Annotated in this window: 28 protein-coding genes, 2 pseudogenes and 1 riboswitch; of the genes and pseudogenes, 16 read left to right on the forward strand and 14 right to left on the reverse strand. The window is 54.7% G+C overall.

What is annotated here, in order from left to right; all coding sequences use genetic code 11:
• Positions 1-96 precede the first annotated feature (96 nt).
• Genes RAC60_RS20725 through RAC60_RS20740 form a run of 4 tightly spaced genes read left to right on the forward strand, consistent with a single transcriptional unit; the run spans position 97 to position 4,743 of the window.
• Positions 97-1,623 (forward strand): ABC transporter substrate-binding protein, encoded by a 1,527-nt coding sequence (locus RAC60_RS20725; protein WP_375094244.1) that lies wholly within the window; start codon positions 97-99, stop codon positions 1,621-1,623.
• Positions 1,623-2,558, forward strand: a complete 936-nt coding sequence (locus RAC60_RS20730) for an ABC transporter permease (protein ID WP_058708868.1) — start codon at positions 1,623-1,625, stop codon at positions 2,556-2,558. The genes RAC60_RS20725 and RAC60_RS20730 overlap by 1 nt, the downstream gene beginning before the upstream one ends.
• The gene (locus RAC60_RS20735; protein ID WP_058702494.1) at positions 2,555-3,346 is read left to right on the forward strand and encodes an ABC transporter permease; all 792 of its coding nucleotides are present in this window, start codon (positions 2,555-2,557) and stop codon (positions 3,344-3,346) included. Before RAC60_RS20730 ends, RAC60_RS20735 begins: the two co-directional genes overlap by 4 nt.
• A complete protein-coding gene (locus tag RAC60_RS20740; protein ID WP_058708867.1) occupies positions 3,331-4,743 on the forward strand; it encodes an ABC transporter ATP-binding protein in 1,413 nt (470 codons plus the stop codon). The genes RAC60_RS20735 and RAC60_RS20740 overlap by 16 nt, the downstream gene beginning before the upstream one ends.
• A gap of 12 nt (positions 4,744-4,755) precedes the next feature.
• Here RAC60_RS20740 and RAC60_RS20745 read toward each other — a convergent pair whose 3' ends face one another.
• Complete coding sequence (locus RAC60_RS20745; protein WP_006122031.1) at positions 4,756-5,304, reverse strand: helix-turn-helix domain-containing protein; 549 nt, start codon at positions 5,302-5,304, stop codon at positions 4,756-4,758.
• Positions 5,305-5,400: 96 nt separating this feature from the next.
• Here RAC60_RS20745 and RAC60_RS20750 point away from each other — a divergent pair, with 96 nt between their 5' ends.
• The 6 genes from RAC60_RS20750 (at position 5,401) to RAC60_RS20775 (ending at position 9,584) form a co-directional block, all read left to right on the forward strand.
• Positions 5,401-6,072, forward strand: a complete 672-nt coding sequence (locus RAC60_RS20750; protein WP_193750325.1) for an AzlC family ABC transporter permease — start codon at positions 5,401-5,403, stop codon at positions 6,070-6,072.
• Positions 6,069-6,389: an AzlD domain-containing protein gene (locus RAC60_RS20755; protein WP_058702491.1), complete on the forward strand. Its 321-nt coding sequence runs from the start codon at positions 6,069-6,071 to the stop codon at positions 6,387-6,389. Before RAC60_RS20750 ends, RAC60_RS20755 begins: the two co-directional genes overlap by 4 nt.
• A gap of 77 nt (positions 6,390-6,466) precedes the next feature.
• A riboswitch (TPP riboswitch) is annotated at positions 6,467-6,586 on the forward strand.
• Between the two features lie 138 nt (positions 6,587-6,724).
• A complete protein-coding gene (locus RAC60_RS20760; protein ID WP_058708866.1) occupies positions 6,725-7,669 on the forward strand; it encodes an FAD-dependent oxidoreductase in 945 nt (314 codons plus the stop codon).
• Positions 7,654-7,851, forward strand: a complete 198-nt coding sequence (gene thiS / locus RAC60_RS20765; RefSeq protein ID WP_006122036.1) for a sulfur carrier protein ThiS — start codon at positions 7,654-7,656, stop codon at positions 7,849-7,851. Before RAC60_RS20760 ends, thiS begins: the two co-directional genes overlap by 16 nt.
• A gap of 2 nt (positions 7,852-7,853) precedes the next feature.
• Positions 7,854-8,612, forward strand: coding sequence for a thiazole synthase (locus RAC60_RS20770; protein WP_058702488.1), 759 nt, complete (start codon positions 7,854-7,856; stop codon positions 8,610-8,612).
• Positions 8,613-8,621: 9 nt separating this feature from the next.
• Positions 8,622-9,584, forward strand: coding sequence for a HesA/MoeB/ThiF family protein (locus RAC60_RS20775; RefSeq protein ID WP_058702487.1), 963 nt, complete (start codon positions 8,622-8,624; stop codon positions 9,582-9,584).
• A gap of 22 nt (positions 9,585-9,606) precedes the next feature.
• Here the strand turns inward: RAC60_RS20775 and RAC60_RS20780 are convergent, their stop codons facing one another.
• Genes RAC60_RS20780 through RAC60_RS20790 form a run of 3 tightly spaced genes read right to left on the reverse strand, consistent with a single transcriptional unit; the run spans position 9,607 to position 11,160 of the window.
• Positions 9,607-10,071: a GNAT family N-acetyltransferase gene (locus RAC60_RS20780; RefSeq protein WP_058702486.1), complete on the reverse strand. Its 465-nt coding sequence runs from the start codon at positions 10,069-10,071 to the stop codon at positions 9,607-9,609.
• 59 nt (positions 10,072-10,130) lie between these two features.
• Positions 10,131-10,733 (reverse strand): LysE family translocator, encoded by a 603-nt coding sequence (locus RAC60_RS20785; protein ID WP_058702485.1) that lies wholly within the window; start codon positions 10,731-10,733, stop codon positions 10,131-10,133.
• A gap of 52 nt (positions 10,734-10,785) precedes the next feature.
• On the reverse strand, positions 10,786-11,160 hold the full coding sequence (locus RAC60_RS20790; RefSeq protein ID WP_006122041.1) for a VOC family protein: 375 nt from the start codon (positions 11,158-11,160) through the stop codon (positions 10,786-10,788).
• Between the two features lie 65 nt (positions 11,161-11,225).
• Between RAC60_RS20790 and RAC60_RS20795 the strand changes: the two are divergent.
• Positions 11,226-11,620, forward strand: a pseudogene (locus tag RAC60_RS20795) (YybH family protein).
• A gap of 17 nt (positions 11,621-11,637) precedes the next feature.
• Here RAC60_RS20795 and RAC60_RS20800 read toward each other — a convergent pair.
• Positions 11,638-12,056 (reverse strand): annotated as a pseudogene (locus RAC60_RS20800) (ASCH domain-containing protein).
• Positions 12,057-12,115: 59 nt separating this feature from the next.
• The gene (locus tag RAC60_RS20805; RefSeq protein ID WP_033742311.1) at positions 12,116-12,667 is read right to left on the reverse strand and encodes a thioredoxin domain-containing protein; all 552 of its coding nucleotides are present in this window, start codon (positions 12,665-12,667) and stop codon (positions 12,116-12,118) included.
• A gap of 343 nt (positions 12,668-13,010) precedes the next feature.
• Between RAC60_RS20805 and RAC60_RS20810 the strand changes: the two genes are divergently transcribed.
• The 3 genes from RAC60_RS20810 (at position 13,011) to RAC60_RS20820 (ending at position 15,264) form a co-directional block, all read left to right on the forward strand.
• Positions 13,011-13,595: a flavin reductase family protein gene (locus RAC60_RS20810; protein ID WP_058702484.1), complete on the forward strand. Its 585-nt coding sequence runs from the start codon at positions 13,011-13,013 to the stop codon at positions 13,593-13,595.
• Positions 13,596-13,607: 12 nt separating this feature from the next.
• Complete coding sequence (locus tag RAC60_RS20815; RefSeq protein WP_006122045.1) at positions 13,608-14,624, forward strand: NAD(P)-dependent alcohol dehydrogenase; 1,017 nt, start codon at positions 13,608-13,610, stop codon at positions 14,622-14,624.
• Positions 14,625-14,736: 112 nt separating this feature from the next.
• The gene (locus tag RAC60_RS20820; RefSeq protein ID WP_033742309.1) at positions 14,737-15,264 is read left to right on the forward strand and encodes a sterol desaturase family protein; all 528 of its coding nucleotides are present in this window, start codon (positions 14,737-14,739) and stop codon (positions 15,262-15,264) included.
• On the opposite strand, the gene crtB is transcribed toward RAC60_RS20820, so the two are convergent.
• The 6 genes from crtB to RAC60_RS20850 form a co-directional block, all read right to left on the reverse strand.
• Entirely contained in the window at positions 15,203-16,132 is a 930-nt protein-coding gene (gene crtB, locus RAC60_RS20825; protein ID WP_039339600.1) for a 15-cis-phytoene synthase CrtB, read from the reverse strand. The two genes, RAC60_RS20820 and crtB, sit on opposite strands and share 62 nt — an antisense overlap.
• The gene (locus RAC60_RS20830; protein WP_375094248.1) at positions 16,129-17,607 is read right to left on the reverse strand and encodes a phytoene desaturase; all 1,479 of its coding nucleotides are present in this window, start codon (positions 17,605-17,607) and stop codon (positions 16,129-16,131) included. Before RAC60_RS20830 ends, crtB begins: the two co-directional genes overlap by 4 nt.
• A gap of 11 nt (positions 17,608-17,618) precedes the next feature.
• Positions 17,619-18,767: a lycopene beta-cyclase CrtY gene (gene crtY / locus RAC60_RS20835; RefSeq protein ID WP_058702483.1), complete on the reverse strand. Its 1,149-nt coding sequence runs from the start codon at positions 18,765-18,767 to the stop codon at positions 17,619-17,621.
• Positions 18,751-20,046, reverse strand: a complete 1,296-nt coding sequence (locus tag RAC60_RS20840; protein ID WP_058702482.1) for a glycosyltransferase — start codon at positions 20,044-20,046, stop codon at positions 18,751-18,753. Before RAC60_RS20840 ends, crtY begins: the two co-directional genes overlap by 17 nt.
• 9 nt (positions 20,047-20,055) lie before the next feature.
• Positions 20,056-20,967 (reverse strand): polyprenyl synthetase family protein, encoded by a 912-nt coding sequence (locus RAC60_RS20845; protein ID WP_375094249.1) that lies wholly within the window; start codon positions 20,965-20,967, stop codon positions 20,056-20,058.
• 245 nt (positions 20,968-21,212) lie between these two features.
• On the reverse strand, positions 21,213-21,743 hold the full coding sequence (locus tag RAC60_RS20850) for a YtfJ family protein (RefSeq protein WP_058702481.1): 531 nt from the start codon (positions 21,741-21,743) through the stop codon (positions 21,213-21,215).
• Between the two features lie 168 nt (positions 21,744-21,911).
• On the opposite strand from RAC60_RS20850, the gene RAC60_RS20855 reads away from it, so the two are divergent.
• On the forward strand, positions 21,912-22,154 hold the full coding sequence (locus RAC60_RS20855; protein ID WP_058702583.1) for a hypothetical protein: 243 nt from the start codon (positions 21,912-21,914) through the stop codon (positions 22,152-22,154).
• 35 nt (positions 22,155-22,189) lie between these two features.
• Here RAC60_RS20855 and RAC60_RS20860 read toward each other — a convergent pair whose 3' ends face one another.
• Both RAC60_RS20860 and RAC60_RS20865 read right to left on the reverse strand, forming a co-directional pair.
• Positions 22,190-23,917 (reverse strand): DUF2534 family protein, encoded by a 1,728-nt coding sequence (locus tag RAC60_RS20860; RefSeq protein WP_058702480.1) that lies wholly within the window; start codon positions 23,915-23,917, stop codon positions 22,190-22,192.
• A 67-nt stretch (positions 23,918-23,984) separates the two neighbouring features.
• Entirely contained in the window at positions 23,985-24,410 is a 426-nt protein-coding gene (locus tag RAC60_RS20865) for a DUF2946 domain-containing protein (protein WP_058702582.1), read from the reverse strand.
• Between the two features lie 206 nt (positions 24,411-24,616).
• Here RAC60_RS20865 and RAC60_RS20870 point away from each other — a divergent pair, with 206 nt between their 5' ends.
• Positions 24,617-25,558, forward strand: a complete 942-nt coding sequence (locus tag RAC60_RS20870) for a D-2-hydroxyacid dehydrogenase (RefSeq protein ID WP_058702479.1) — start codon at positions 24,617-24,619, stop codon at positions 25,556-25,558.

Genomic DNA, 25,558 nt, shown 5'->3' on the forward strand with positions numbered 1-25,558 from the left:
GATGCGACTAGCTGAGCGTTAAACGGGTTCATATTTTAATTGTTATGTTATAACATAATTATTTCTGGGAAACATTATGTGGTAAACAGACATATCATGACACAATTCAAATACTGGTTTTTCGGTACGCTTACTGGCCTGCTTTTTGCGTCATTAAGTGCTTACGCCGATCGCAATCCGACCGTTCGCATCGCCGCGCCTTTCGAGATTAAAGGTCCCGATCCCGCCCTTTCAGGCGACATTCTGCTTCGTATGGATGTGGTGGAAACGCTGGTGGAAACGGATGAGAAAGGTAAGGCGGTACCCGCGTTAGCCGAAAGCTGGGACATTTCGCCCGATGGGCTGCAATGGCATTTTACGCTGCGGAGCAACGCCCATTTTCATGATGGATCACCTGTTACTGCTGAGAGCGTCGTAAAATCGCTGAATACCGCCCGCAGCAAGCCGGGTTTACTCGACAAAGCACCCATTACGTCGGTCAGCGGAGAAGATCGGCGGGTGACGGTCACGCTGAGCGAGCCTTTCACGCCGCTGCTGGCGGTGCTGGCTGAAAGCCGTTCGCAAATCCTCGCGCTGAATTCCTGGGACGATACCAATACCATTTCACGCGTCATCGGCAGTGGCCCTTTCCAGCTCGTCAGTTTCCAGCCCCCTCAGTCACTGAGTGTAAAACGGTTTGAAGGATACTGGGGAGAGAAACCCAGCATTGAACGTGCCCGTTATTTGTCCGCAGGTCGGGCTGAAACGCGCGCATTACTTGCAGAAAGTGGTGATGCGGATTACGTCTTTAATCTGGACGCCGCCAGCCGTCAGCGCTTGTCACACAAAAGTTCACTACAGGTGCTTACCGTTTCCGTACCCCGTACGGTGATGCTGAAGCTGAACGTCGCTCATCCGTTCCTGAAGGAGCAAACCACGCGCGAAGCGCTCAGCCTGGCGATCAATCGGAATGCGCTGGCTGCGGCCATATTACGCTATCCCGGTGCGGCAACACAGATGTTCCCGCCCTCTATGGCCGGATGGCACAACGCATCTTTACAGCCTCTGGATTATGCTCCTCAGCGTGCCGCCGCCTTACTGGCACAGTCCGGATGGATATCCGGCCGGGACGGCATGTTAACCCGCGCTGGCCAGCGCTTTACCCTCACGCTGCTGACATATCCCGATCGCCCCGAGCTGCCCTTAATCGCCATGGTCATTCAGCAACAACTGCGAGAGGTCGGGATCGAGGTCATCATCAATTCAACCAATTCCAGTGAGATACCCGCGCGTCATCATGATGGCAGCCTGCAAATGGCGCTCTATGCCCGTAATTTCGCCCTGACGCCGGATCCTGGCGGCACGCTACTTCAGGATTACGGTTCGCAGGGAGGTGACTGGGGCGCAATGAACTGGCACGACAACACTTTTGATAAGGCGCTCAGCACGCTTTCACGTAGCAACGATCCCGATCAACGACAGCAGGCAAGAGCGGTCATCACCGCCGCATTACAGCGTGATTTACCGGTTATTCCGGTTGCCTGGTACCAGCAGTCAGCAGCAGTAAACGCGAAGCTTGCCGCCGTAAAACTGGATCCCTTTGAACGCCATTTTGGCCTGCGTGAGATGAAATGGGCGGAATAATGTTTAAACAACTCGTCTGGCGCCTGGGTCAGGCTGCCTTTGTGATTTTTGCCGTCGGTATTTTAACGTTCGTTTTAGTACAGGCGTTACCGGGCGATATGGCCTGGCGCATTGCGTCGGGACGATATGGTTATGACCGGGTCGACCTGGCGGCGGTTATCCGCGTGCAGCAACAGCTGACGGACTTTTCCGCTCAGGGAAATGCACTATGGCACTGGATGTGGGATCTGCTGCGCTTCGATTTCGGGCGATCTCTCGTCTCAGGGGAACCGGTCAGCAGTGAGCTGGGCTGGCAGTTAACACAAACCCTTGCTCTGGCCGGGGTAGCACTGCTGATGATGTTGATTCTCGTTATTCCCGCGGGGGTCTGGGCAGGATGTCGGCCGGGCAGTGTTGTTGATCGGCTCATTAACGTGCTGGCACCCACGTTTAAATCGATTCCACATTTTGCCCTGGGTTTACTTCTGATTATGTTGTTTTCGCTGCGCCTGAACTGGCTACCCAGTGCGGGGCATGGGGAAGGGCAACATTTCATCCTCCCGGCGCTGACGCTGGCATTAACGCTGAGCGCGGTAGGGGCGCGTGTTGTCCGCGAGGCAACCTGTCAGGCTGTGAAAGCAGGCTGGTATCGCTGGGGAGCGCAAAAGGGCCTTTCCGCGCCGCACCTGTTCTGGCGACATGGTTTGCGCAATCTCAGTGTCCCTGTCGTCACCTGGATCGGCATGCAATTCGTCTGGTTAGTGGAAGGTGTGGTGGTGATCGAAACTCTTTTTGCCTGGCCAGGTGTCGGACACGCGCTGGTACATGCGATTTTTGCCCGGGATGTTCCGGTGATTCAGGCCAGTGCGGTGGTACTGGGATTGACCTTTGTCACCTTAAATATGCTTGTCGATGCTGTGTGTTATGTCCTGGATCCCCGAGGTAAACGCGTATGACGTACCGCCAAAAAACGGGGTTGGTGATAATTTTAACCTTGCTGGCCTTTGCGTGGCTGATGCCGTTGTTGAATCAGAACGATCCCCTGCAGCAGGATTTGTTGCAGATGTTAACGCCGCCCTCGGGTAACGCGTGGCTGGGTTATGACCATTTAGGGCGCTCGATGCTGGCGCGCCTGAGTGCGGCGCTGCGATTGTCGCTGGGGCTGGCGGCCCTGTGTGTGATTACAGCAATGCTCATGGGGCTGCTGGCGGGAATAGCCAGCGCCTGGTACGGCGGATGGGTCGATCGACTTTTCGGTATGCTGGCCGACATGTGTCTGGCGCTGCCGGGCCTGCTGTTAGTCCTGCTGCTCGCCGCAATCGCACCTGACGCACCACTCATGTTATGGCTGGGACTTTCACTGGTACTGTGGGTGGAGTTTTTCCGTGTGACGCGCGCCACGCTGCGGCCTGTGGTCATGTCGCCAGCCGTTCAGTCATCTTCACTGCTTGGCTTCTCCATTGTTTATCTGTTTCGCCGACATCTTTGGCCGGCCCTGTCTCCGTTATTACTGACATTGACCGTCTATGCATTCAGCAATGCCATTATGGCCGTATCGGCGCTGGGATTTATCAGTGTTGGCGTTCGTCCACCCACACCTGAGCTGGGCCTGATGATGACGGAGCTGTTCCCCTATGCCTGGGAAGCGCCCTGGCTATTACTACAGCCTGTGGTTGTGCTGTTTATCCTGCTGGTGGGGCTGAATTTGTTGGTCAACAAGGAGCGCAAATGGCAAGCATCGTAATCAAACAGGTCGCCGTCTTCGCGGATACCTGCATTGTTGAGCCTATAAGTCTGATCATCCATTCCGGCAGGCCCGTCACCTTCATTGGTGAGACAGGATCGGGAAAAAGTTTGTTTGCGCAGGCGATTTTCGGCGCCTTACCCGACGGACTGCGCGCTGAAGGAACGGTAGTCATTGACGGGCAGCAATATAATCTGCAAACCGATCTGACAGCACTCCGTGCGCTGTGGGGACACCGTATTACCGCTTTACCTCAGGAGCCCTTGCTGGCGCTTGATCCGACGATGCGTGTGAAAGGCCAGACAGAAGAGGGTTATCGGTACATACGGGGGTTCACGCGTCAGGGCGCGCAGCAGGCGGCAGGTTTGGCGCTGGACTCGCTGGGGCTGGCCCACGCGGCAGAGCGTTTCCCCTGGCAGCTTTCCGGTGGAATGGCCCAACGGGTGTGCTTTGCCGCTGCGCGGGCGGGTGGTGCCACTCTGCTTATCGCGGATGAACCGACGAAAGGACTGGATGTGGCGCGACGGGACGAAATTGGTGACATGCTCAACCTGGCTGTAGCCCGCGGCGAAGCCTTGCTGACCATCACCCATGATATCGCGCTGGCCAGACAGTTAGGCGGTGACATTGTCGTGATGCATAAGGGAAAGGTGATTGAGCAGGGGGATGCCACGCAAGTCCTGAATGCGCCGCAGAAGGCTTATACGAAACAGTTGCTGGCCGCTGAACCCCATGCCTGGCCACCGGCCACGTTGTTGCCCTGTGATGACACCCTCGTATTACGGGCCGAAGGGCTTACTCTGAAACGCGCCGGGAAAACGTTGTTCCGCAATGTAAATTTATGCTTTCGCGCCGGTGAAATCGTTGGGCTTTATGGTGAGAGCGGCAGTGGCAAAAGCAGCCTGGGAGATACGCTGTCGGGCTTGATTAAGCCCGATAAGGGAACGATAACCCGACCGGGTAGGTTTCATCCGTTGCGTTATCAAAAACTATACCAGGATCCTTCTGCGGTTTTTCCACCGGATATCACTATGGCCCAGATCATCGACGATCTGCTGCAGCGCCACACAATCCCGGTGAGGCGACGTGATGAGCGGATGCGGCAATTGGGGCTCGGACAGGCGTTGTTACACCGTCCGGCTTCAGGATTGTCAGGCGGTGAGCTTCAGCGGTTTTCGCTGCTTCGGGCGATGTTGCTGAATCCCGTGTTCCTGTTTGCCGATGAACCCACGTCGCGTCTCGATCCTGTGGTTCAGCAACAGACGCTGGCCTTACTGACTGACCTGGCCATGCAGCAACGCTGCGCCATTCTGCTGGTCAGTCATGATCTCACGCTACTTGAAAGGAGTGCACATCGGGTCATTTCCCTTGATGCGATTAGCCTGCCTGATGACTGAGGCAGAGCACCCTCAGATGTGCTCCATGACCAGCACGGCCAGCGTATCCGGCTCCAGCGCTCGAAAAATATGTTCAGTGTCGCCGGGATAGCTGATGTAGTCGCCCGGTGCCAGTTCGACGGGCGAGTCTGTGGGCCCGACCAGCGCGCGTCCCTGAGTCAAGATGAGATGCTCAATGGTATTCGGCGAATGCGGTTGCGAGCGGCGCTCGCTGCCGGGCTGGATGTGCAGCAGATAGATATCCCGTCGCGCGCCGGGCGGACAGGTTGCCAGCAGGACGGCTTTATAATCCGCCTGCTCGGCGGCAACGGCAGGGCCTTCACCGCGACGAATAACCTGCAGGCGGTTCGCTTCCGGCTCCATCAGGCGGGCAAACGGAATATTCAGGGCAACGCAAAGTGACCACAACGTCTCAATGCCAGGATTACCGTTCCCCGCCTCAAGTTGAGAAAGGGTCGACTTTGCTATGCCAGCCCGACGCGCGACTTCTGCGAGAGTCAGTCCTGCCCGCTGGCGCTCTCTGACTAAACTGCTGGCGATAATATCAATGGGTGTACTCATCCTGCATCCTGTTCGTTATGGCGAACGTATCGTTCATCTTGTAATACTGCTGCGGTCCGTTCATTATAATGGGTATATCGTTCGTTATGGGAGCTAATCGTGGTGCTGGATAAAAAAGAGACTCTGGACAAGGGCGTGATAAAAGCCATTTTCCTTGTCTGTCTTGCCGATGGCATTGTAGGCCTGTCATATGGTTCGCTCGCTCTTGCAGAGGGTTTTCCGTTTTGGGTGCCGCTGGCGTTATCGACGCTGGTGCTGGCGGGGGCGTCTGAATTCCTGTTTATCGGTATCGTGGCGGGCGGTGGCAGTCCTCTCACGGCGGCAGCGGCGGGGCTGTTGGTCAATGCGCGTCATCTTCCTTTTGGTATCACTGTCAAGGATTTGGTCGGTCAGGGCAGACGGGGTCTGCTAGGATGCCACATCATGAATGATGAAAGTGTCGTGTTTGGCATTTCCCAGCCTACGCTGGCGCAACGTCGCCAGGCATTCTGGATATGCGGCATCAGTATTGGCGTAATCTGGCCTGTGACCGTAATGGCTGGCGCGGCGATAGGGCAGTTTATTCCGAATGTGTCTACTATCGGCCTGGATGCGGTCTTTCCCGCGATCCTTATTGCGCTAATCTTTCCTGCCTTACGCAAAGCGCGCACCCGCATTCCTGCTATGACTGGTGCGTTTTTGTCGCTGGTGGTCACGCCTTTCGTACCTGCCGGTATGCCCGTATTGTTTTCCTTGCTGGGCCTCTTTACATGGAGATCGCGCAAATGAATCACGCCATGATTATTGCAGGTATTGCGTTGCTGGCTGCTGGCACCTACGCCATCCGTTTCGCGGGTGTTAAACTCGGCAATCGTCTGCCCGTCAGTGAACGAACCCAAAACATGTTATCCGATGCTGCCACTGTACTGCTGCTTGCGGTTGCGGCAACCACCACGCTGTTTGAAGGCCAGCATTTTGCAGGGATGGCCAGAGTGATGGGCGTCGGGTTTGCCCTGTTCCTTGCCTGGCGTAGAGCTCCGCTGATTTTCATTATTCTGGGCGCGGCCTGCATGACGGCGTTGTTGCGCTACATGGGTGTACCCTGAATGCGCAATTTATCTTGCCGGACCCGGCGATAAATTGCGTGTCAGCCTTGACGAACAGCGTCGCTTAAAATACAACTAGAACCCGTCAGGGGAGTCTCGCCAGAGAGACTGAGAGGCTAATAGCGCCATGCGCGGCTTAGCGACCCTTAGAACCTGACCCAGTTGATACTGGCGTAGGAAGACGGGCATCTGCGCATCGCGTAGATGCTTGCCGCAGAGCCTGTTTCTGTCAGGCTTGTGCTTTTTCCCTTCTTGTATCGCGGGTCTCTGAGAGCTAACAGAGAGGCCAATGTGACTATCCTTATTCCGTTTTTACCCCATCAGGATGGCGGACAATGAGCCGCTGGTCAGTGCTGGGCAGCGGTGTATCCGGACTCTGTATCGCGACGTTACTGGCCGAACACGGCGAGAAGGTTGAAGTCATTACACAACCGAATTGTCAGGCGGCGTCCTACTGGGCTGGCGGCATGCTGGCACCCTGGTGTGAGGCAGAAAGTGCGCCTCAGCAGGTCGTTGAATGGGGACAGCACGCTGCAGCGTGGTGGGCGGCCCGCATAAGTGGCGTTGAACAGCAGGGCACACTCGTGCTCGCGCCACCGCGTGACAGCGCTGAACTTACCCGGTTTGCCAGCATGACCACAGCGCATCAGTGGGTTGCGCCAGGTGACATCGAACCCGCGCTGGAAAACCGCTTCGCCCGGGGATTATTTTTCCCGGCTGAAGCGCATCTCGATCCGCGTCAGGCAATGCAACAGTTACGTGCACGTCTGGTCAGCGCGGGCGTCATTATTCACGCTGGCAAGCCCAGCGGACGCATTATTGATTGCCGCGGTATTCATGCGCGTGAGGCACAGCCAGCCTTGCGTGCGGTGCGGGGCGAAATGCTAATCCTGCAAACGGATGAGATCACGTTTTCCCGGCCTTTACGCCTGCTGCATCCCCGTTTTCCTTGCTATCTGGTTCCCCGGGCGCAGGGGCACTTTATGCTCGGGGCCACCATGGTTGAGAGTCAGGATACCAGCCCCATCAGCGCGCGCGCCATGATGGAGCTGCTGAGCGCTGCTTACAGCATTCATCCTGCGCTTGCCGAAGCGCGCATTATCGAAAGCGGGACGGGGTTACGTCCTGCTTATCACGACAACCTGCCCGACGTGCGTTATGAAAACGGTGTCTTTTCCATTAACGGCATGTATCGCCATGGCTTTTTGCTGGCACCGGTTATGGCCGAAAAGCTCATGCATCAACTTGCAACAGAGAGACTACTATGCGAATCGAACTAAATGGTCGTGCTATCGAGACGAAAGCCGGGACGCTTGCGGAGTTGTTAGAAGAGCAGGGCATTGACGCTGGCTGTGTGGCCAGTGCCCTCGATGGAACCTTTGTTCCCAGAGAGCGCTATGCTTCACAGTTGCTTGAGGCCAACTGCCGTCTGGAAGTGCTGTCGCCGATGCAGGGAGGTTGATCATGTTTTACGACTACACGGGCGACTCCCGTTTTTTACTGGGCACGGCCGGTTATCCCTCACCGGATATTCTTCAGCAGGCTGTTGTGGCCTCCGGTGCGGATATCATCACGGTCAGTCTGCGTCGGGAAGGAAATCAGGGTGGGGCCTTTCGAGATTTACTGAAAACGCTGAATAAGCGCGTGTTACCCAATACGGCGGGTTGCCACACCGTCAGGGAAGCCGTCACGACGGCGCATATGGCGCGCGAACTGTTTGCCACGCCATGGATCAAACTGGAAGTGATCGGGCATGCGGATACCCTGCAACCGGATCCTTTCGCCCTGGTCGAGGCCGCCCGTATTTTATGTGCCGAAGGTTTTCATGTTTTTCCTTACACCACAGAAGATCTGATTGTGGGCGAAAAACTGCTGGAAGCGGGCTGTCAGGTGCTGATGCCCTGGGGCGCGCCCATTGGCTCGGGGCAGGGGCTACGCAATATTGACGGTTTACGCACCATGCGTGCCTGGTTTAAAGACGTTCCGCTGATTATTGACGCGGGGATCGGTGCTCCCAGCCAGGCGGCGCAGGCGATGGAGCTGGGCTTTGATGCCGTGTTGCTGAATACCGCCGTCGCGAAATCCCACGATCCGGTACGCATGGCGGGAGCGTTTGCCAGTGCCATTCAGTCAGGACATCAGGCGCGGTTGGCCGGCATGATGGAACGTCGGGATATGGCGGTCGCCTCCACACCCGTTTTTGGTCTGGCGCAGTTCAGTTAAGGAGCGAAAATGTCGCGATATCAACGACAGACTATGTTGCCTGAAGTCGGGGATGAGGGGCAGCAGGCGCTGGCTGCAGCCCGCGTTCTGGTCGTGGGCGCAGGTGGACTCGCGTCAACCCTGTTGCCCCTGCTCGCAGGGGCCGGCGTGGGCTATATCCGGCTGTATGATCATGATGTCGTGACGCTGCATAATTTGCATCGCCAGACATTGTTTACCGTTGCCGACATTGGCGAGCCCAAGGTCTTCTGCGCGCAGCGTGCGCTGGCGCAACGCAATCCTGACATAGTCATTGAGCCGCATGCTGATGCTCTGCGTGCCAGCATTATCGATACGGCAATGACAGGAATTGATTTGGTCATTGACGCCGCAGACAATTTTGCTGTGACCTATCTGCTCTCCGACAACTGCTATGCCCGACGAATTCCCCTGGTGAGTGCCTCTGTGCTGGGAAGACAGGGCTATGTTGGCGGATTTAGCGGCGGAGCGCCCAGCTATCGCGCGCTGTTTCCCCGTTTACCCAAAGCATCAGGCAACTGCAACACCGCGGGGGTTTTAGGCCCGGCGGTTGCCACCTTAGGCGCCATGCAGGCTCAGATGGCGCTCAGCATACTGCTAACGCTGTCGCCGTCACCGTTAGGGTGCATGATCAACTGTGATTTTGTGTCATGGCAACTGCGTCAGTTCCGCTTTGACGCGGCACCGGAACCGGAAAAACCCGGGATTCCGTTTATTGATCCTGCCTTGTTGACGCCAGATGACTGCGTGGTGGAGTTACGTGGGATGGATGAAGCCCCCGTGAGCGTCAGCACGAATGCTGAGAGGCTACTGCCACAGGATATTGCCCGCTGGCAGCCGCCTGCGGATAAGCGCATTGTTCTGGTCTGCGCCAGCGGCATGCGTGCCGCTCAGGCCGCGCAGGCACTGGAGGCGCGTGGCTGTGAGCGGCTGGCCATCATCGCCGACCGCTAAATCTGACGGAAAAGCAGGCTTATCAGGCCCGGTCTGAACGACGGGCCTGATAGATATCGGGTCGGGTAATCGTCCAGGCGTAATCGGGCCGGTTGACGGGCTCATAACCGAACTTTTTATATAGCCATGGCGCGGTTGAGGTGAACAGTAGCATCCTGCGAAGTTTATCCACGATGGGATGGGACTGACAGCAGGTAATCAGCCAACCTCCCAGACCTGCGCCCTGATACTCTTCCAGCACGTAGACATCACATAAATAGGCAAAGGTGGCGTAATCAGTAACAAAGCGTGCAAATCCGAGCTGCTGTTGATGATGAAAAAGGCCAAAATTTAAGCTGTTCTCTATCGACAGAGCCACCGTTTCCACATCAATACCGGCTGCCCATGTTGAGCGGGTAAGATAGCGATGAATCGCCTCAATATCCATCCTTGCGCGATCTGTCGTGATCAGATAATCGTCTTTACACCATTGCTGAACGGCCACCATCTGTTTCCCCCTGCCTTCCGATATGAATGAAAGTTATGATGACCGCGTTGAACGCACGATCAGGATACCAGGTTGTGTACGGCAATCACTATCAGCAAAAGGCCCCCTGCCATGTTTACATAGCGTTTCAGAACAACGGGATTCACACTTTGCGCTGAAAAAACCAGTAGCTGGCTGATAAGCGTGAGCCAGAGACACATCACCACAATGTGCACGGTGGCCAGGCTCAGGAAGGCAGCCAGATCGGTTCTGTCGCCTGTAAACTGGGAAACCACCGTCAGGTAGAACAGGATAGCTTTAGGGTTAATGACGTTGGCCAGCCAGGCGCCTTTTATCGTCACCGCGCTGTCCATGGCGTTCAGCGTAAAGGTTTTTGTCTTTATCCCGGTAATAAACAGCAGTCCGCCAAGCCACAGTAAATAAACGCCCCCCACGATTTTCAACCAGGTGAACACTGTGGATGACGCCACCAGCGCCGTTGACAGTCCCAGTCCAATCAGTAGCGCGTGCGTGTAAATACCCAGCGCAGTGCCGAACAGTGTTTTAAACAAGCCTCTGTAGCCTGATGTAAGTGCACTGTTCATCGCCAGAGTGAAACTCGCCCCAGGTGACAGCGCAATCGGCAACAGTGCAGGCAGAAAGCCAGCGAGATTAATATCCAACGGCTCTCCGTTTACAAGGCTTTTTCGCTGCGTGTACAGAACCGATCATACACTATGACGGATTGTAGAAAGCACACAGCTTGTTACCGGTGGGATCTCTGAGATAAGCGACACAACGACCATCGGTTTCTCTGATATGCGGTGGGGATTCAGCCGAGGTTCCGCCGTTTTCGAGACCCTGCTGATGCCAGCGGAAGACGGCGTCAGATGAGGGCATCGCAAAGCCAATGGTTCCGCCATTGGCAAAGGTGGCCGGTTGACCATTAATGGGCTTAGTGACAATAAAACGCTGGTTATTTTTCGAATAAAAAGGGCGGCCTATGGCATCAATTCCCTGCTCTTCACACGCTATTACGGCAAAAATGGCGTCATAGAATTTTTTAGCCTGTTCAATATCGTCTGTACCAACAACCATATGACTAAACATGATTAACTCCTTTTAACATCGGTAAGCATATACTTAACATACCCGCAATGCGTGCGGAAGAGCTGATGAATGAGCTACCTGTTTTACAGGTTGTCAGACGATGCGACAGGGCGATGACTTCCCGTGATTACGATGCATTGATGCAGCACTATGTAGAGGATGCCAGCCTGATGATAAAGCCGGGAATGACAGTAACGGGCAAGGCCGCCATGCGTCGTGCTTTTAAGGCCATTGTTCAGGATAAGCGGATGGTTGAGCTGGGCCGAATGGCGGTCACTGAGAGGGGAAAACGGCGCTGGTGATCATGGAAACCGTGCTGCGTTATCCCTGTCAGCAGGAAAACCATGTTGAAATGACCCGGCGCGCCACCTATGTGTTTCGCCGGGACAGTGATGGTCAATGGCGCTGCACCGTTGATTCGGCCTGCTGCCCCGGAATGAAACCGCCCGTTCGGATGTAATACGAACGGGCGGTTAGTCAGATGACTTCCACCAGCTGGAAGGTTTCAAAGATCAGCTCCATTTCGGGACTGAATCCGCCGTTGCGCTGGAAGAAGCGTTGATGTTCATGCTGCCAGTACTCAAGACTCAGGTCGCCTTCTCCTTCCATCATGGCCAGGCCATTTCCGGCGTGACGCGATCAAAGCGCGTCAGAAAAAGCCCGGTCGTTCTGACGACGCACAGCGGTTTTTTCTCGCCATCTAAAATAATGTTGTAACCGCCAGGCAGCGGCCTGACGTCGTCATCGTACCAGCCCTGCAGTGAGCTGCAGGTGGCAATTTTCTTCCCGGTCAGGACCAGGGTCGCCAGTTCATTCGCCAGCTCAGGTGAATCGCCAAATGACCACGACAGTGCGCCAGGATATTTAGCCTTTATTTGTTCCACATTCATTGTCATGGGAATATTACGTCCGTTTATGGGTTATCCACTCAGTTTGTGTGCATCGCAGGGGAATATCAGGCCAGAAGGCGTTCTGCCCACTGTTCAACCGAATCGCCGCTGCCGATATCGGGCTGTACCAGACCATTAATCATGAAGGTTGGCGAAACATGAATCCCGTTCTGACGGGCATACTTACAGTGCCATTTCACCAGATTTTGTAAGTCAGGGCGATCGAAAGCCGCATAAGCATCAATGCCGCTGTAATCCCTGAGCCGTGCCAGGAGTTGGTTAGGCGTGGTGTCCATGTTAGGACCACGGCAGTGGTCAGTGAACTCAAACGCTTCGCGGTGATCGGCCACCGCCTGGAGGACGGCTTTAGCCGCCGCTTTACCTTGTACTGAGGCGGCAAGAATATAGCGCACAATAACCCCGGAATACATATGCCAGGGCTGGGACTGAAGATGGACTTTAAGCGTCATCTTATCTTCTCCGACCAGGCTCAGGAGCGCATCCAGCTTATTGAAAGCCCGAACGGAGAAAGGGCAGGTGGGCTCGATAAAAACTTCAAAAAGATGAGGCCCATGACCCCAGGTCAGTGGTTCTGCCCGTAGTGTTTCAGTGTTCATAGCGGCTCCTGTTGTAAAGCATGAAAGTTGGCTTCAATGACTGTGACAAACTTAGCCAGGTTCTGCCAGTGCAGACCTTATTTTTAACCGATAAGGATTAATCTCATTTCTCTCACATCAAACCAAACCAAACTAGAATTAGCTATCCGGCGGTTTCGCTTTAAAGGCCAGCACTATCAGATTTCATCAATGTTAAATCATGATATTAAACATTATTTTTAACGTTAAGGCACAAAGCGGCAAACTGAAGCGAAATAAAAGCCGCTAAGGTAACGCGCTTTATTCCCTGATATTGGGGTTCAGTCGCGTCATTTATGCCTGGTTCAGGTCTGAGGAACACTGCATGTCGCATTTTCGTCCGGTAGCGCTGGAACACGCAAGCCGTCTGCTTAATCACGGTCCCACGGTGTTAATTACCAGTCGCGACAGTCAGTCAAAGCGCCGCAACATCATGGCCGCAGCCTGGTCGGTACCCGTTGAGTTCACACCAGCAAGAATGGCTATCGTTGTGGATAAATCCACATTGTCACGTGAGATCATTGAAGCCAGCGGGGCATTTGGCATTTGTGTACCGGCGGCGGGTTTTGTGGATATGGCTTATGCGGTGGGCAGCACGTCCGGGCGCGATCAGGACAAGTTTGCCGACTTCGCTATTCAGGCACACGAAAGTCCGCACTATGGCGTGCCGTTGCTGGAAGAGAGCTGTGTCGCGTGGATGGAGTGCCGTCTGCTGCCTGAAACGGAAGCGCAACAGGCCTATGACACGCTGTTTGGTGAGGTGATCACTGCGGCGGCTGACAGCCGGGTATTTTATGACGGCCGCTGGCATTTCGAGGCCGTGGATCCCGCGCTCCATACATTACATCATCTTGGCGGTGGTCAGTTCGTGACCGTTGCGAATACGCTGACTGCCAAATCAACGCGTTAAAAGAGGTACAGAATGACAATTAAGAGTTACGCAGCCATGCAGGCGGGACAAGCGCTGGAGCGTTACGACTATGATCCCGGCCCGTTGGACGCTGAAGATGTTGAAGTCGAGGTTGAGTATTGTGGTGTCTGTCACTCCGACCTGTCGATGATCGATAACGAGTGGGGAATTTCGGCTTATCCCGTGGTTGCTGGTCATGAGGTCATCGGACGCGTAGCCGCACTGGGCGACAGTGCAAAAAATAAAGGGCTGAAAGTTGGTCAGCGTGTGGGCATTGGCTGGACGGCCAAAAGCTGCCAGCACTGCGATCCCTGCATCAGTGGCGATCACGTTAACTGTGCACAGGGTACGACGACGACCATCGGCAACCACGGCGGTTTCGCTGAGAAGCTGCGTGCTAACTGGCAATGGGTCATTCCGCTGCCGGAAAAACTGGATCCTGCCACGGCAGGCCCACTGCTCTGCGGCGGTATCACGGTATTTAAGCCTCTGCTGATGCACAACATCACGGCGATGAGCCGGGTTGGTGTGATCGGGATTGGTGGACTGGGTCATATCGCCATTAAAATCCTGCATGCCATGGGGGCGGAAGTAACGGCGTTCAGTTCATCTGAAAGCAAAAAGCAGGCTATCCTCGACATGGGGGCAGACCATGTGGTGAACAGTCGCGATCCCGAGGCGCTGAAAGCGCTGGCCGGTCAGTTCGATCTGATTATCAGCACTGTCGCGGTCGATCTCGACTGGCAGCCGTACTTTGCGGCACTGGCTCCTCGCGGCAAGTTCCATACGGTCGGCGCGGTGCTGAAACCTTTCGATGTCCCGGCTTTTAGTCTGATTCTGGGTGACCGTGCCGTTACTGGCTCGTCAACAGGCTCTCCGGCTCAGTTACGTTCACTGCTGAAGCTGGCTGGTCGTGCAGATATCGCCCCGACGGTAGAGTACTTCCCAATGTCCAAAATTAACGATGCGCTGGCGCACGTACGCGCGGGTAAAGCCAATTACCGCGTGGTTCTGAAGGCGGATTTCTGATGCCAGGCGCGCCTTTCTGGCGCGCCTTTTCTCTTTCCCGTAAGTAGACGGGCTAATCTCTGTTAAAATTAACTCCTCACGCTTGATGCCGGACGTCTGTACTGGAGAGATTATGTTGTGGATTTGGAATGCCCTGATCGTGTTTATCACCGTGGTCGGCATGGAAGTGGTTGCTGCACTGGCACATAAATACATCATGCACGGCTGGGGTTGGGGCTGGCATCTTTCACATCATGAACCGCGTAAAGGCGCATTTGAAGTTAACGATCTCTATGCCGTGGTATTCGCCATTGTGTCGATTGCCCTGATTTACTTCGGCAGTACAGGAATCTGGCCGCTCCAGTGGATTGGTGCAGGCATGACCGCTTATGGTTTACTGTATTTTATGGTCCACGACGGACTGGTACACCAGCGCTGGCCGTTCCGCTACATACCGCGCAAAGGCTACCTGAAACGGTTATACATGGCCCACCGTATGCATCATGCTGTAAGGGGAAAAGAGGGCTGCGTGTCCTTTGGTTTTCTGTACGCGCCACCGTTATCTAAACTTCAGGCGACGCTGAGAGAAAGGCATGCGGCTAGATCGGGCGCTGCCAGAGATGAGCAGGACGGGGTGGATACGTCTTCATCCGGGAAGTAACTGCCTGACCGGATGCCGTCAGCAAAAGCGTTAATTTTTCGGCGGTGGACGTGGACTGGCGATGATCCCAGGCCTGCTTACCGGCCTGTTCAACTTTCACGCCAATTTTACGGTACACCTGCTTCGCTGTCGCGATGGCCCAGGCCGAGCGTAAGGGTAATTGTGCCAGACCGGCCATTGATGATACGTAATAGGGTTCCGCTTCCCGTACCAGTCGCCCGGCGATACGGCTTAAGGCCTGCCGGTTTTCTGGCGCAGCATAATTCGCTTTCGTCAGTCCTTCCTGTTCCAGCCAGCTTTCAGGCAGGTAACAGCGGCCCACCTGAGCATCGTCGACAATATCACGCGCAATGTTGGTCAACTGGAAAGCCAGCCCGAGATCGCAGGCGCGATCGAGTGTGGCGTTATCACGAACGCCCATAATTTGCGCCATCATCAGGCCCACAACACCGGCGACGTGATAGCAATAACGCAGCGTATCGTCCAGTGTCAGATAGCGCGTTTCGCGCACATCCATGGCAAAACCTTCCAGATGATCGAACGCGTAGGCGGGAGCGATATCATGCGCCATCGCGACCTCCTGAAACGCAGCAAAAGCGGGCTCGTGCATTTGCGAACCGGCGTAGGCCTGACGCGTTTTCATTTCAAGCTGCTGCAGGCGCTGCTCAGGCATCTGCGAAGAGGGCTGGTCGGCATGAAAGCCCAGTGTTTGATCGTCAATGACGTCGTCGCAGTGGCGGCACCATGCGTAAAGCATCAGCACGCTGCGACGGGTTTTGGCGTCGAAAAGCGTCGATGCAGTCGCAAAGCTTTTCGAGCCAACCGCCATGGTTTCGACGGCATGATTCAGTAATGACGTATTCGTCAAATCAGGTCCTCCAGCATTAAGCCTGCCGTCGCCTTCGCCGAGCCGATTACGCCGGGAATGCCCGCGCCGGGATGGGTGCCTGCGCCAACCAGATAAAGATTATCAATGTGCTTATCGCGGTTATGTGGTCGGAACCAGGCGCTCTGGGTCAGAATAGGTTCAACCGAGAAGGCCGAACCTTGCCAGGCATTGAGCTCGTCGCGGAAATCGAACGGCGTAAACATACGGTGCGTCACCAACTGGCTTCGCAAGCCAGGCATGTAATGTTGCTCAAGGTAGTCAAAAATACGATCGCGCAGTCGGGGTCCTTCTACCGCCCAGTCGAGGTTCGCCGTGCCTAAGTGTGGAACAGGCGCCAGCACATAATAGCTGCCGCAACCTTCCGGTGCCAGTGACGGATCCGTGACACAAGGTGCGTGTAAATAAAGCGAAAAATCCTCAGCCAGACCATCATGGTTAAAAATTTCGTGAATCAGTTCACGGTAGCGTGGCCCAAAACAGACGGTATGATGGGCGAGTTGATCGTGATGATGGTTGAGACCAAAATAGAGTACAAACAGTGAGTTACTCATACGCTTGGATTGCAGTTTTTTCGCCTGCTTAGCGGCTGCGGGATGCTGAGACAGCAGATCGCGATAGGTATGTACAACATCAGCGTTCGACGCCACCGCGCAGGTTTCAAACCGTCTGCCGTCTTCCAACTGCACGGCCTGAATCTTGTCCCCAATGGTTTCCATATGACTGACCCGGGCGTTAAGCACGACTTCGCCGCCCAGATCCTGAAACAGCTTGATCATGCCATTGACCAGCGCACCGGTTCCACCGCGTGGAAACCAGACGCCCCATTCCCGTTCTAACGCGTGAATCAGCGTATAAATGGACGAGGTTGCAAACGGATTCCCCCCCACTAAGAGCGAGTGAAAAGAAAACGCCTGCCGAAGATGCTCATCCTCAATGTAGCCGGCAACTTTACTGTAAACGCTGCGCCAGGCCTGCAGCTTTGCCAACTGGGGCGCGGCCCGAAGCATGTCTTTGAACGATAAAAAAGGCACAGTGCCGAGCTTCAGATAGCCCTCATTGAATACGGCACGCGAATAGTCAAGGAACGCTCGATAACCCGCAACATCGCGCGGATTAAACTGCTGTATCTGCGCTTCTAACTGGGCCTGGTCGTTATCGTAATTGAAGACCTTGCCGGACTCCCAGCACAGGCGATAAAACGGCGTGACCGGCAACAGCTCGACGTAATCCTTAAGCTGTTTACCGGCCAGAGCAAACAGTTCTTCAATCGCGCTGGGATCGGTGATAACGGTAGGGCCTGCATCAAAAGTAAAGCCCTGCTCCTGATAAACATAAGCCCGGCCACCCGGCTTGTCGCGCTGCTCAAGCAGCAAAACAGGAATACCTGCGGCCTGTAAACGAATTGCCAGTGCCAGGCCACCAAAGCCCGCACCAATTACCGTAGTTGGTTTCATGTAGTCGCTCTTCAACGATGAGTCGTCATAATTGCCTGCAATGCCGCGAAAACGGGAACGGGCGGCTTGCCGCTCAGAATGCGTAGCCGATCGATCACGGTGAGTTTTCCCGCATAAAAGCGGGAAATCAAATCCTCGGGTAAGCCATAGAAACGCTGCATCACACGCCAGCGTGACTCGGCCGGTCCGGCTAAAAACAACATGCGATTCAGCATGCGGAAAAACCCCTGTTGCTGCCAACGTTGCTGGGCAAAGTGAGCAATCGTCTGGTGAACAGAGGAAGAGGTAAACACATTCAGCGCGCTGAGACGATCGGCCAGCGCCACCGCGAGCGGTAGGGAGTAGCCGGTTGTCGGATGAAACAGCCCGGCGCGTAATCCGCTACAGGCTTGTGGTTGCTGTTGCCAAAACTGACGATTATCGCCCGTTAACGTAATGGGCAATGCACCCTGTTCTTCCCGCAGCAACGTCTGTAACGGCCAACCCTGTCGCGCAGCATAATCGCGAATGTTCTGACGCGCCCGTTCGGCCTGAAGATTAGCCTTGTCAATGTAATGTGTGTCTTCGATCAGCAGTGCGGTTGCGGAAAGCGGCAGGGTATAAACAAAGCGGTAGCCATTTTGCTGATCGACCGTCGCATCCATGATAATCGGTGACGATAAACCATGCGGCGCGCTCAGTTGCCACTCCTGACCGATAAATGCCTGGAATCCTACGCGTAGTGCAGAATCAGGCGTGTAACCCCGTCCGTCGATCACTGTACTGGCATGAATAATCCGGCCATCCGCTAACTGGACCGATTCAGCATGGACGGCTGAAACCGCGGTATGCAGCCATAAATGTTGTCCAAACTGTTGCCGGAGTATCCCGGCGAAATGCCGGGAGGTCACGCAGTAGTAGCCACTGTTCACATGGCGACGGCGCTGAGGGAAACGAACCTGGTAGTCGGGCCAGTGATGGACCACAAGCGGCGCTATCCAGCGATGCTGATTCAGCGTTAAATCCTCTTCGTGAAAGGACCAGGTATGGTTCCCTCCCGCCTCAGGACCCGCCTCAATAAGCAAGATCCGCATATCCGGATGCTGTTGCTGAAGCCGGAGCGCGATAAGGCCATTAGCCAGACCGGCACCGACCAGAATGAGATCATAGTGCGGTTGCATAATCCTGCCCACTGAGTACTGGCTGACAGGTCCGCATCGCCTGTTCAACAATATCGGCGGCGGCTGGTGTGCCGCCTGCCAGACGCAATGCGGCCTGAATTTTTGTCATACGCTGCGGGTAATCGGTGTTAGTCAGCAGCGATCGAATCTGCCGCGCCAGCGCATGGCTGGTGGTAAACCGAGACGCACGCTTGCCGATGCCATGATAAACAATTCGTGATGCCACGCCAGGTTGATCAAATGCCAGCGGCAGCGCCAGTAGCGGTGTGCGGGAAGCAATAGCGTCCAGTACCGTATTCATCCCACCATGTGTGATTGTCAACTGTGCCTGTGAAAGTGCTGCGGATTGATCGGCAAAATCCACAACCTGAATGTCCCCGCCCCGGGCCAGTTCACCTGCCTGCGTGGCTGAGAGGCCGCCACAGTGTGCCAACAGTAACTGCGCATCCACCTCTTCGCAGGCTTTGGCGATGGTCCTGAACAGGCCATAACGATGCCCCTGCAGGGTGCCCAGCGAGGCAAAAATACGGGGTTTGTCCGGGGACGGAAAATAAGAAGTTGCTGACCCCGGCGTCCCCTGGGGTTGCCGTAACGGTCCAACCGCATGAAAGCAGTCTGGCAGTGCTTTGCGGGGAAAATCCAGTTCGGGGATCAACTGGCTGATTTGTGCCAGTGGAGAAAAACAATGATGCAGTTTTTCACGCGGGGCTAAACCCATTCTGCAGGCATGATGCGCGATCACACAATCGTGACGTCGCATCAGCCAGTCATAAATTTTTTCGCTGGTGGTATAGCGTTCCCGAGCCGCATCGCTGGTGCCGTACTCGAAAGGCATCACCGCCAGAGGCAAACCCGGTTCGCGGTTGAGCGGCAGCGCGCAGGCCACCGAAACAAACGGCAGACCTGACGCTTCTGCGACTACTGCACCTGCCGGCTCCATTTGATCAACGATCACGCCCTCTATCTGCAACGCATGAAAAGCGGCGGGCAGTTCCCGGCAAAGCATATCGCTGGTACGTGCCATTTCATTGATCAGTCGTAACATCGAGGGTCCGAGTGGGTGCGCGGCCAGGTGCAGCAGGTGCGATAAGGAACCGGGAGGATGCGTTTGCAGTCCGACGGTCTGGAATCCGATATCGCTGCCCGTTACCAGCGCTTTGCAGTCATGTTGCTGAAAAAACGTAACACGATGACCGCGGGCCACTAATTCCTGAGCAAGGTTTTGCAGAGCGCGAACATGGCTGAAAAAGGGCGGTGCAATCACCGCAAAATGGCTCATGCAGCATCCTTAACTGACGGCAGCGAGTTTTTTGTCAAACCAGGCCTGAATAAAAAGTTGGGTGGTGGAATGGCCGTTTTGGCATGCCGCGGAAAGGTGTTCACTGGCCAGGCGCAAATGCTGTCGCAGGCGTTCTTCGACCGCGCCTGAGCCTAATAAATTGACCAGCGTTGATTTACCTGCATCCTGATTGATGTCTTTGCCGGTATCGGTCATGCCATCGGTAAGATCGTCAAGCAACTGAAAGGCCTGACCGAGATCGAGCGAGAAACGATGCAGGTTCTCACGCGCTTCGCAGGACGCGTTGGCTGCAATGGACGCCATTTGCGTTGACGCGCAAAACAGCGTGCTGGTTTTAAACTGATTGGTTAGCAGTATGGCATCGGCGCTACGGGGTTTATCGCCCTCCGAGAGGTCCTTAAACTGGCCCTGAACCAGACCCTGCATGCCAATCGCAGTGGACAGCTCCGACACCGCGTGAGTTTTGGCTATCGGCGTCAGACCTTCAGCCTCGGCAATCACCCCAAACGCTTTGCTGAGTAAAGCAACCGCCGCCAGAATCGCCACATGTTCACCGTACTGCGTGTGAATGGTGGGACGCCCCCGACGCATCTGCGCATCGTCCATGCAGGGCATATCATCCAGAATCAGCGAGGCAGCATGCACCATTTCAACCGCGCAGGCTAAATCCAGTAATCCCCCGTGACTGATCGCACAGCCAAGATCGCGCGCTGTTAATAACAGCAGCATCGGACGAATACGTTTGCCCGGTGCCAGCGTGCCTTCACGCATCGCGGCACCCACACAATCCCGCTCACCCTGAACCGGCAGTAACTGATCAAGGCGGCTATCGATATCAGCCAGCAACTGCTCAGCCGAAATGCCAGTAAGGTGAACGTGTTTTTTTGCGCAGACCGTCATTCGGGCTGTCCTTATTAACGAATACATTTACGACAACGCTAAAACGTGCGATGCCATTTTAAAAGATACTTTAACTGCCAGAGCATCGTTGGCAGGGCTACCCGTTTTTTACCGTTCGGGTTTTCAGTTTTTTTGGGGCTAAACCCATATAATTAATACTAGTTGAGCTTTAAGAAAAGAGGGGAAATTCATCAACCTCCGTCACTGCCCTCTGCCGGACAGCTCTTAATCACCTGGATCGTTCTTCAGCGCGTCAGCGCCCGTAATAGCGAAATAATCTGTGAAATGTCATCCGCGCTCAGGGGAGTGTCTTTGGCAAATTGCACATTGCCTTGTGCGTCAAGAACAATTGCCGCCGCCCCGCCCGGTTTAAGCTGCCAGCGATGGCGGGCAAGGCCACTGCTGTCAATGATGAACTGCTGCCACGGCGACGCTTTTTTACTGGCGCGAATGCTGTTAACCACAAAAATACTGCTGCCCGGCAGCGCATCGTCGGTATTAACGATGGTAGTTGTCTGAAAGGTCTTTTCCGGCAGACTGGCCTGCTGAATGGCGCTGATGAGGCCTGCGGACTGCTCTTTAGCCGATAACCGGCCAGCCACATGAATAAGTAAACGGGCTTTTCCTGTAAGTGACTGACTGTTCCAGGTTTGGTAGTGAATTTGACCGTTGCGTAACTGCATTTCACCTTTATCTGCGACAGAAACGGCCGGAACAGGTTTGCCCATCGTAAATGTGTGAGCATGAGACCAACAGGAAACAAGAAAAAGCACCATCAATCCATAACGTTGCACGTGGTCTTCTCATGTTGTCTTAAGCAGAACTTCCAGCTTAGCAACTTTCTCCCTCTTTCGTCTGTTTAATGCGTGTATATGACGCAGATCAATAAGAATCGCCCTGAATTGAACAAAAATGCAGCATTAACGACAGGTTGGGAGGTGAACATGCATGCAGAGTTTATGACATTACCCGAAATGGCGACCTATCTGGGTATTTCGCAAACAAGCCTGGTCAGAGCGCTTTGCAATCGTGGGGCGTTATATGGGGTACCGTTGCCTGAGGGGCTGGAGCATCTGCCTTTAACGCAGCGTCACTGGTTACGCGAGGATGTACGGCAGTTTAAACATGCGCTACAACGTGCCCATGTTGTCCATCATCACAGAACGGGCAAAAGTTATTATGCCTGACAGCACTGTCGCCCGCTTTTAGCGGGCGACATTGTTTATTTACCTTGCTCGTCGCTTTCACCCAGGAAGAAGTACCAGAGCGGAATGGACATTAAGCCTGTAAACACTGTTGTATAAAGCAAAATCATCAAGGCCTGCGTGATATACATCATCGCGGTCCAGTCGCTGAACGGAATATTGTATTGCTCAATTACACCACTCACCATGGCGCGAGCCATCACCGTTCCGACAATAATGGCGAGAATGGCGACACTGCGCAGGAAATAGCGCATCTCTTTACGCTTTACTGCAAAACGGGACTGCACAATCGCCAGCGGCGATTGTTGATCTTCCGGCGTAGCGACCACCTGGCGTACCGCACGCTGCGCTTTACGCCAGCGTTGCAGATCCAGAAGCACAAAGACCACTAAACTGACGCCCATCAGCGGCAACGCATAACCCAGAGCCAGGGCGAGAATCAGGCTTGAGCCCTGAAGATAGCGGGGTAACGCCAGCCAGGCCGCGAGCAGCGTTTGCACTGGATTGGCCTGCGGCAGTGCCGGGCGTCGAATCCACCACATGCGGTAGCCGAGCACGATCATGGCGCACAAACCAAAACCAAAGAACGCGAGAAGCAACTGATTGGGTAAGCCAAACAGCACGCCCATATGTGCATCCACGCCCCAGCGCGTAAGTTTTGCGACCAGCGGGAAACGGGCAAACTCAACGTGATCAACAATGCTGAAGTCATGCGGATTTACGGATACCGAGTCGACCTGCGTCGGCCAGCGACGATCTATCTCACTGACCGTCCAGGCCTGGTCAGGGTTTTTGGGCTGGCGCAGCTCAATTTTGGCAGCGTGTAAACCGGCCAGGCGCGCGGCGTGTTCAACGCTGTCCCAGTCCGCGTCCGGCTGATTGAATACGGCGGGCATACTGGCATGATGACCCGGCATTGAAGTCTCCATCACCATGCCGTCCATGTCGGGATGATGATCGGCGTGGGGATCGGCAGGCGCAGAGGGTGCAGCCCCATTTAATGCCGTTCTGACCTGCGGTGTCAGCCAGCCAAGATCGCTACGCATTTTATCAATATTGCTCCCGGCCCACTGCGACCAGGTCAATCCCGTAACGGAGAAAAAGATCAACCCCAGAGATAACACCAGGCCCAGCGTAATATGCCAGTATCGTGTCAGTGCAAAACCCGTCTTGCGCGTTTTTACCTGACGCCGGGGCCGGGTACCAGACCACAACACGATCCCGCCCAGCGCCGCTACCCACAACCACGACGCCGCGAGTTCACTGTAGTTGCGGCCAACATCCCCCAGCAGCAGTCCACGATGCATCTGGTCAAGCCACATCCGCAGAGGTAACACGCCGCTGGTGCCGTATACGGTCATATCACCTTTGACGCGAAGCGTATAAGGATCGATGAAAACAGAGCGTGACTCTGATGGGCCTGACTGTGCATCCGTAAATTGCACGCGAGTGGTGTCATGAGCGCCGGGCGCAGGCCGTACCGCATAAATCCGCGCATCACCAACATATCGCCGCGCCGCAGCAATCTGAGCGGACAGCGGCTGAGCGGCACCCACAGGTTCCGCGGTTAACGCATCTTTATAAATTACGTTTTCTATCTGTGGCGTCAGGACATAAAGCGTGCCGGTTAATGCCGCAATAAAAATAAACGGCGCAATAAACAGGCCAATGTAAAAATGCAAACGGCGCAAAACATTCAGTACCGTGCCGCGCGGCGGCGATGTTATTTCTTGTGAAACACTCATAGCGATTCCATATTTCGAGAATACCGGGCTTTTCTTCTTCGTGGATGACGAAGAAGAAAAGATCACATTAAATTGAGACGCGCATTTGCAATGGTGGGGCGCGCTGCCGGTAAACCCGCTTGTGGCGCGGTAACAGGGGGCAAAACGTATCGGGAGTCGGTGGGGCCCGGCTAATTAAACACATTAACCAGATGAACGGAATAAACACCCACAGCATAAAGGGGATATGGACCAGCAGATCGCAATAACCACAGGCACTCATCATCATGCTGTGATCGCCCATGGCCATATCGCTATGGTGATCCCCCATCGGCATGTCGGCCATGATCATATCGTTATGCTGGTCCATCATCGACATGTCGGACATCGCCATCGCGTCACGATTTTCAGCCAGATTTTTGGATACCATCGGTGCAATGAACAACAGCAGTACCGCCAGTATCGCAAGACAGGCGGTAAAACGTTGTCGATTATAATGGGTGGCGTTAATCATCTGAACGGCGGTAGTCGGGTACACGATAGAGGCGGCAGTGTAACGCGTCAGAGAGTTTAGGGTTAAAAGAAATGCCTTTTTGCCCCAAAAAATTAGCACCTTTTGAACACCTTCACTTAATTAGATATTAAGAATAACTTATCTGTTACTGCTGCCATACATTTGAGCAACATTATTCATCCGCAAAACGTGATAAAGGATACGTCATGAAAATCGTAACGCTTGATGGCGGCACGCTGCCCGTCCCTCCTCCTCAACCTGACTGGTGCAGCGACTGGTGTTTTCGTGAAGAAACGCACGACAATGAGATTATTGAGGCGTTAAAGGGCGCAACCATTGCCATCACCAATAAAGTCCCGCTGCGTGCGGCGACGCTGGCGCAGCTTCCTGACCTGCGCTACATCTGCGTCACCGCCACGGGCTTTGATTGCATTGATATTCCGGCGTGTCGGGAACGTGGAATCGTCGTGAGTAATATCCCCGGCTATTCAACGCAAAGCGTTTCAGAATGCGTGATCGCCTTTATTTTTGCGTTGCGTCGCCAGATAGTGGAATACGCGACGCTCACGCGTGAAGTATGGCCTGCGTCTTCTCATTTTTGTTTTCACCGTTCACCGATTCAGGATATTGCGGGGGCAACATTAGGCATTGTGGGAAAAGGAGACATTGGTATCGCCGTGGGCAGGCTGGCACAGGCGCTCGGCATGAAGGTGTGCTTTGCCGAACGCAGGGGCAGCACCAGGGTGCGTGAGGGCTATGTAAGTTTTGACGAGATGCTGGCCGCAAGCGATGTGATTTCGCTGCATTGTCCCCTGAGCGAACAAACCCGGCATCTGATTAACAGTGAAACCCTGAATAAGATGCAACCCCATGCGCTGTTGATCAACACAGCGCGTGGCGGTCTGATTCATGAAGCTGATTTGGCGAAGGCATTGCAACAGGGCACGATAGCCGGAGCGGCACTGGATGTGCTGAGCAGTGAGCCGCCGCCAGCCGATCATCCTCTGCTTCAGGCCGATGTGCCGAATCTGCTTGTCACGCCGCATATTGCCTGGGCAAGCAAAAGTGGTATGCACAATTTGTTGCAAGGCATCATGGTCAATCTGGCTGGCTTTGAGCAAAACCGGCCTGTAAATGTTGTCAGCTGA

The organism is Pantoea sp. BR_17, assembly GCF_041955125.1.
Lineage (GTDB): Bacteria > Pseudomonadota > Gammaproteobacteria > Enterobacterales > Enterobacteriaceae > Pantoea > Pantoea stewartii.

Excerpts from the sequence above, each read along its gene's own strand:
- RAC60_RS20760 (WP_058708866.1), top strand. The coding sequence starts at position 6,725 with ATGAGCCGCTGGTCAGTGCTGGGCAGCGGTGTATCCGGACTCTGTATC.
- RAC60_RS20870 (WP_058702479.1), top strand. The coding sequence starts at position 24,617 with ATGAAAATCGTAACGCTTGATGGCGGCACGCTGCCCGTCCCTCCTCCT.
- crtY (WP_058702483.1), bottom strand. The coding sequence starts at position 18,767 with ATGCAACCGCACTATGATCTCATTCTGGTCGGTGCCGGTCTGGCTAAT.
- RAC60_RS20790 (WP_006122041.1), bottom strand. The coding sequence starts at position 11,160 with ATGTTTAGTCATATGGTTGTTGGTACAGACGATATTGAACAGGCTAAA.
- RAC60_RS20755 (WP_058702491.1), top strand. The coding sequence starts at position 6,069 with ATGAATCACGCCATGATTATTGCAGGTATTGCGTTGCTGGCTGCTGGC.
- RAC60_RS20740 (WP_058708867.1), top strand. The coding sequence starts at position 3,331 with ATGGCAAGCATCGTAATCAAACAGGTCGCCGTCTTCGCGGATACCTGC.
- RAC60_RS20830 (WP_375094248.1), bottom strand. The coding sequence starts at position 17,607 with ATGAAACCAACTACGGTAATTGGTGCGGGCTTTGGTGGCCTGGCACTG.
- thiS (WP_006122036.1), top strand. The coding sequence starts at position 7,654 with ATGCGAATCGAACTAAATGGTCGTGCTATCGAGACGAAAGCCGGGACG.
- RAC60_RS20850 (WP_058702481.1), bottom strand. The coding sequence starts at position 21,743 with ATGGTGCTTTTTCTTGTTTCCTGTTGGTCTCATGCTCACACATTTACG.
- RAC60_RS20725 (WP_375094244.1), top strand. The coding sequence starts at position 97 with ATGACACAATTCAAATACTGGTTTTTCGGTACGCTTACTGGCCTGCTT.
- RAC60_RS20745 (WP_006122031.1), bottom strand. The coding sequence starts at position 5,304 with ATGAGTACACCCATTGATATTATCGCCAGCAGTTTAGTCAGAGAGCGC.
- RAC60_RS20855 (WP_058702583.1), top strand. The coding sequence starts at position 21,912 with ATGCATGCAGAGTTTATGACATTACCCGAAATGGCGACCTATCTGGGT.
- RAC60_RS20810 (WP_058702484.1), top strand. The coding sequence starts at position 13,011 with ATGTCGCATTTTCGTCCGGTAGCGCTGGAACACGCAAGCCGTCTGCTT.
- RAC60_RS20820 (WP_033742309.1), top strand. The coding sequence starts at position 14,737 with ATGTTGTGGATTTGGAATGCCCTGATCGTGTTTATCACCGTGGTCGGC.
- RAC60_RS20770 (WP_058702488.1), top strand. The coding sequence starts at position 7,854 with ATGTTTTACGACTACACGGGCGACTCCCGTTTTTTACTGGGCACGGCC.
- RAC60_RS20840 (WP_058702482.1), bottom strand. The coding sequence starts at position 20,046 with ATGAGCCATTTTGCGGTGATTGCACCGCCCTTTTTCAGCCATGTTCGC.
- RAC60_RS20815 (WP_006122045.1), top strand. The coding sequence starts at position 13,608 with ATGACAATTAAGAGTTACGCAGCCATGCAGGCGGGACAAGCGCTGGAG.
- RAC60_RS20845 (WP_375094249.1), bottom strand. The coding sequence starts at position 20,967 with ATGACGGTCTGCGCAAAAAAACACGTTCACCTTACTGGCATTTCGGCT.
- RAC60_RS20780 (WP_058702486.1), bottom strand. The coding sequence starts at position 10,071 with ATGGTGGCCGTTCAGCAATGGTGTAAAGACGATTATCTGATCACGACA.
- RAC60_RS20805 (WP_033742311.1), bottom strand. The coding sequence starts at position 12,667 with ATGAACACTGAAACACTACGGGCAGAACCACTGACCTGGGGTCATGGG.
- RAC60_RS20730 (WP_058708868.1), top strand. The coding sequence starts at position 1,623 with ATGTTTAAACAACTCGTCTGGCGCCTGGGTCAGGCTGCCTTTGTGATT.
- RAC60_RS20865 (WP_058702582.1), bottom strand. The coding sequence starts at position 24,410 with ATGATTAACGCCACCCATTATAATCGACAACGTTTTACCGCCTGTCTT.
- RAC60_RS20860 (WP_058702480.1), bottom strand. The coding sequence starts at position 23,917 with ATGAGTGTTTCACAAGAAATAACATCGCCGCCGCGCGGCACGGTACTG.
- RAC60_RS20735 (WP_058702494.1), top strand. The coding sequence starts at position 2,555 with ATGACGTACCGCCAAAAAACGGGGTTGGTGATAATTTTAACCTTGCTG.
- RAC60_RS20775 (WP_058702487.1), top strand. The coding sequence starts at position 8,622 with ATGTCGCGATATCAACGACAGACTATGTTGCCTGAAGTCGGGGATGAG.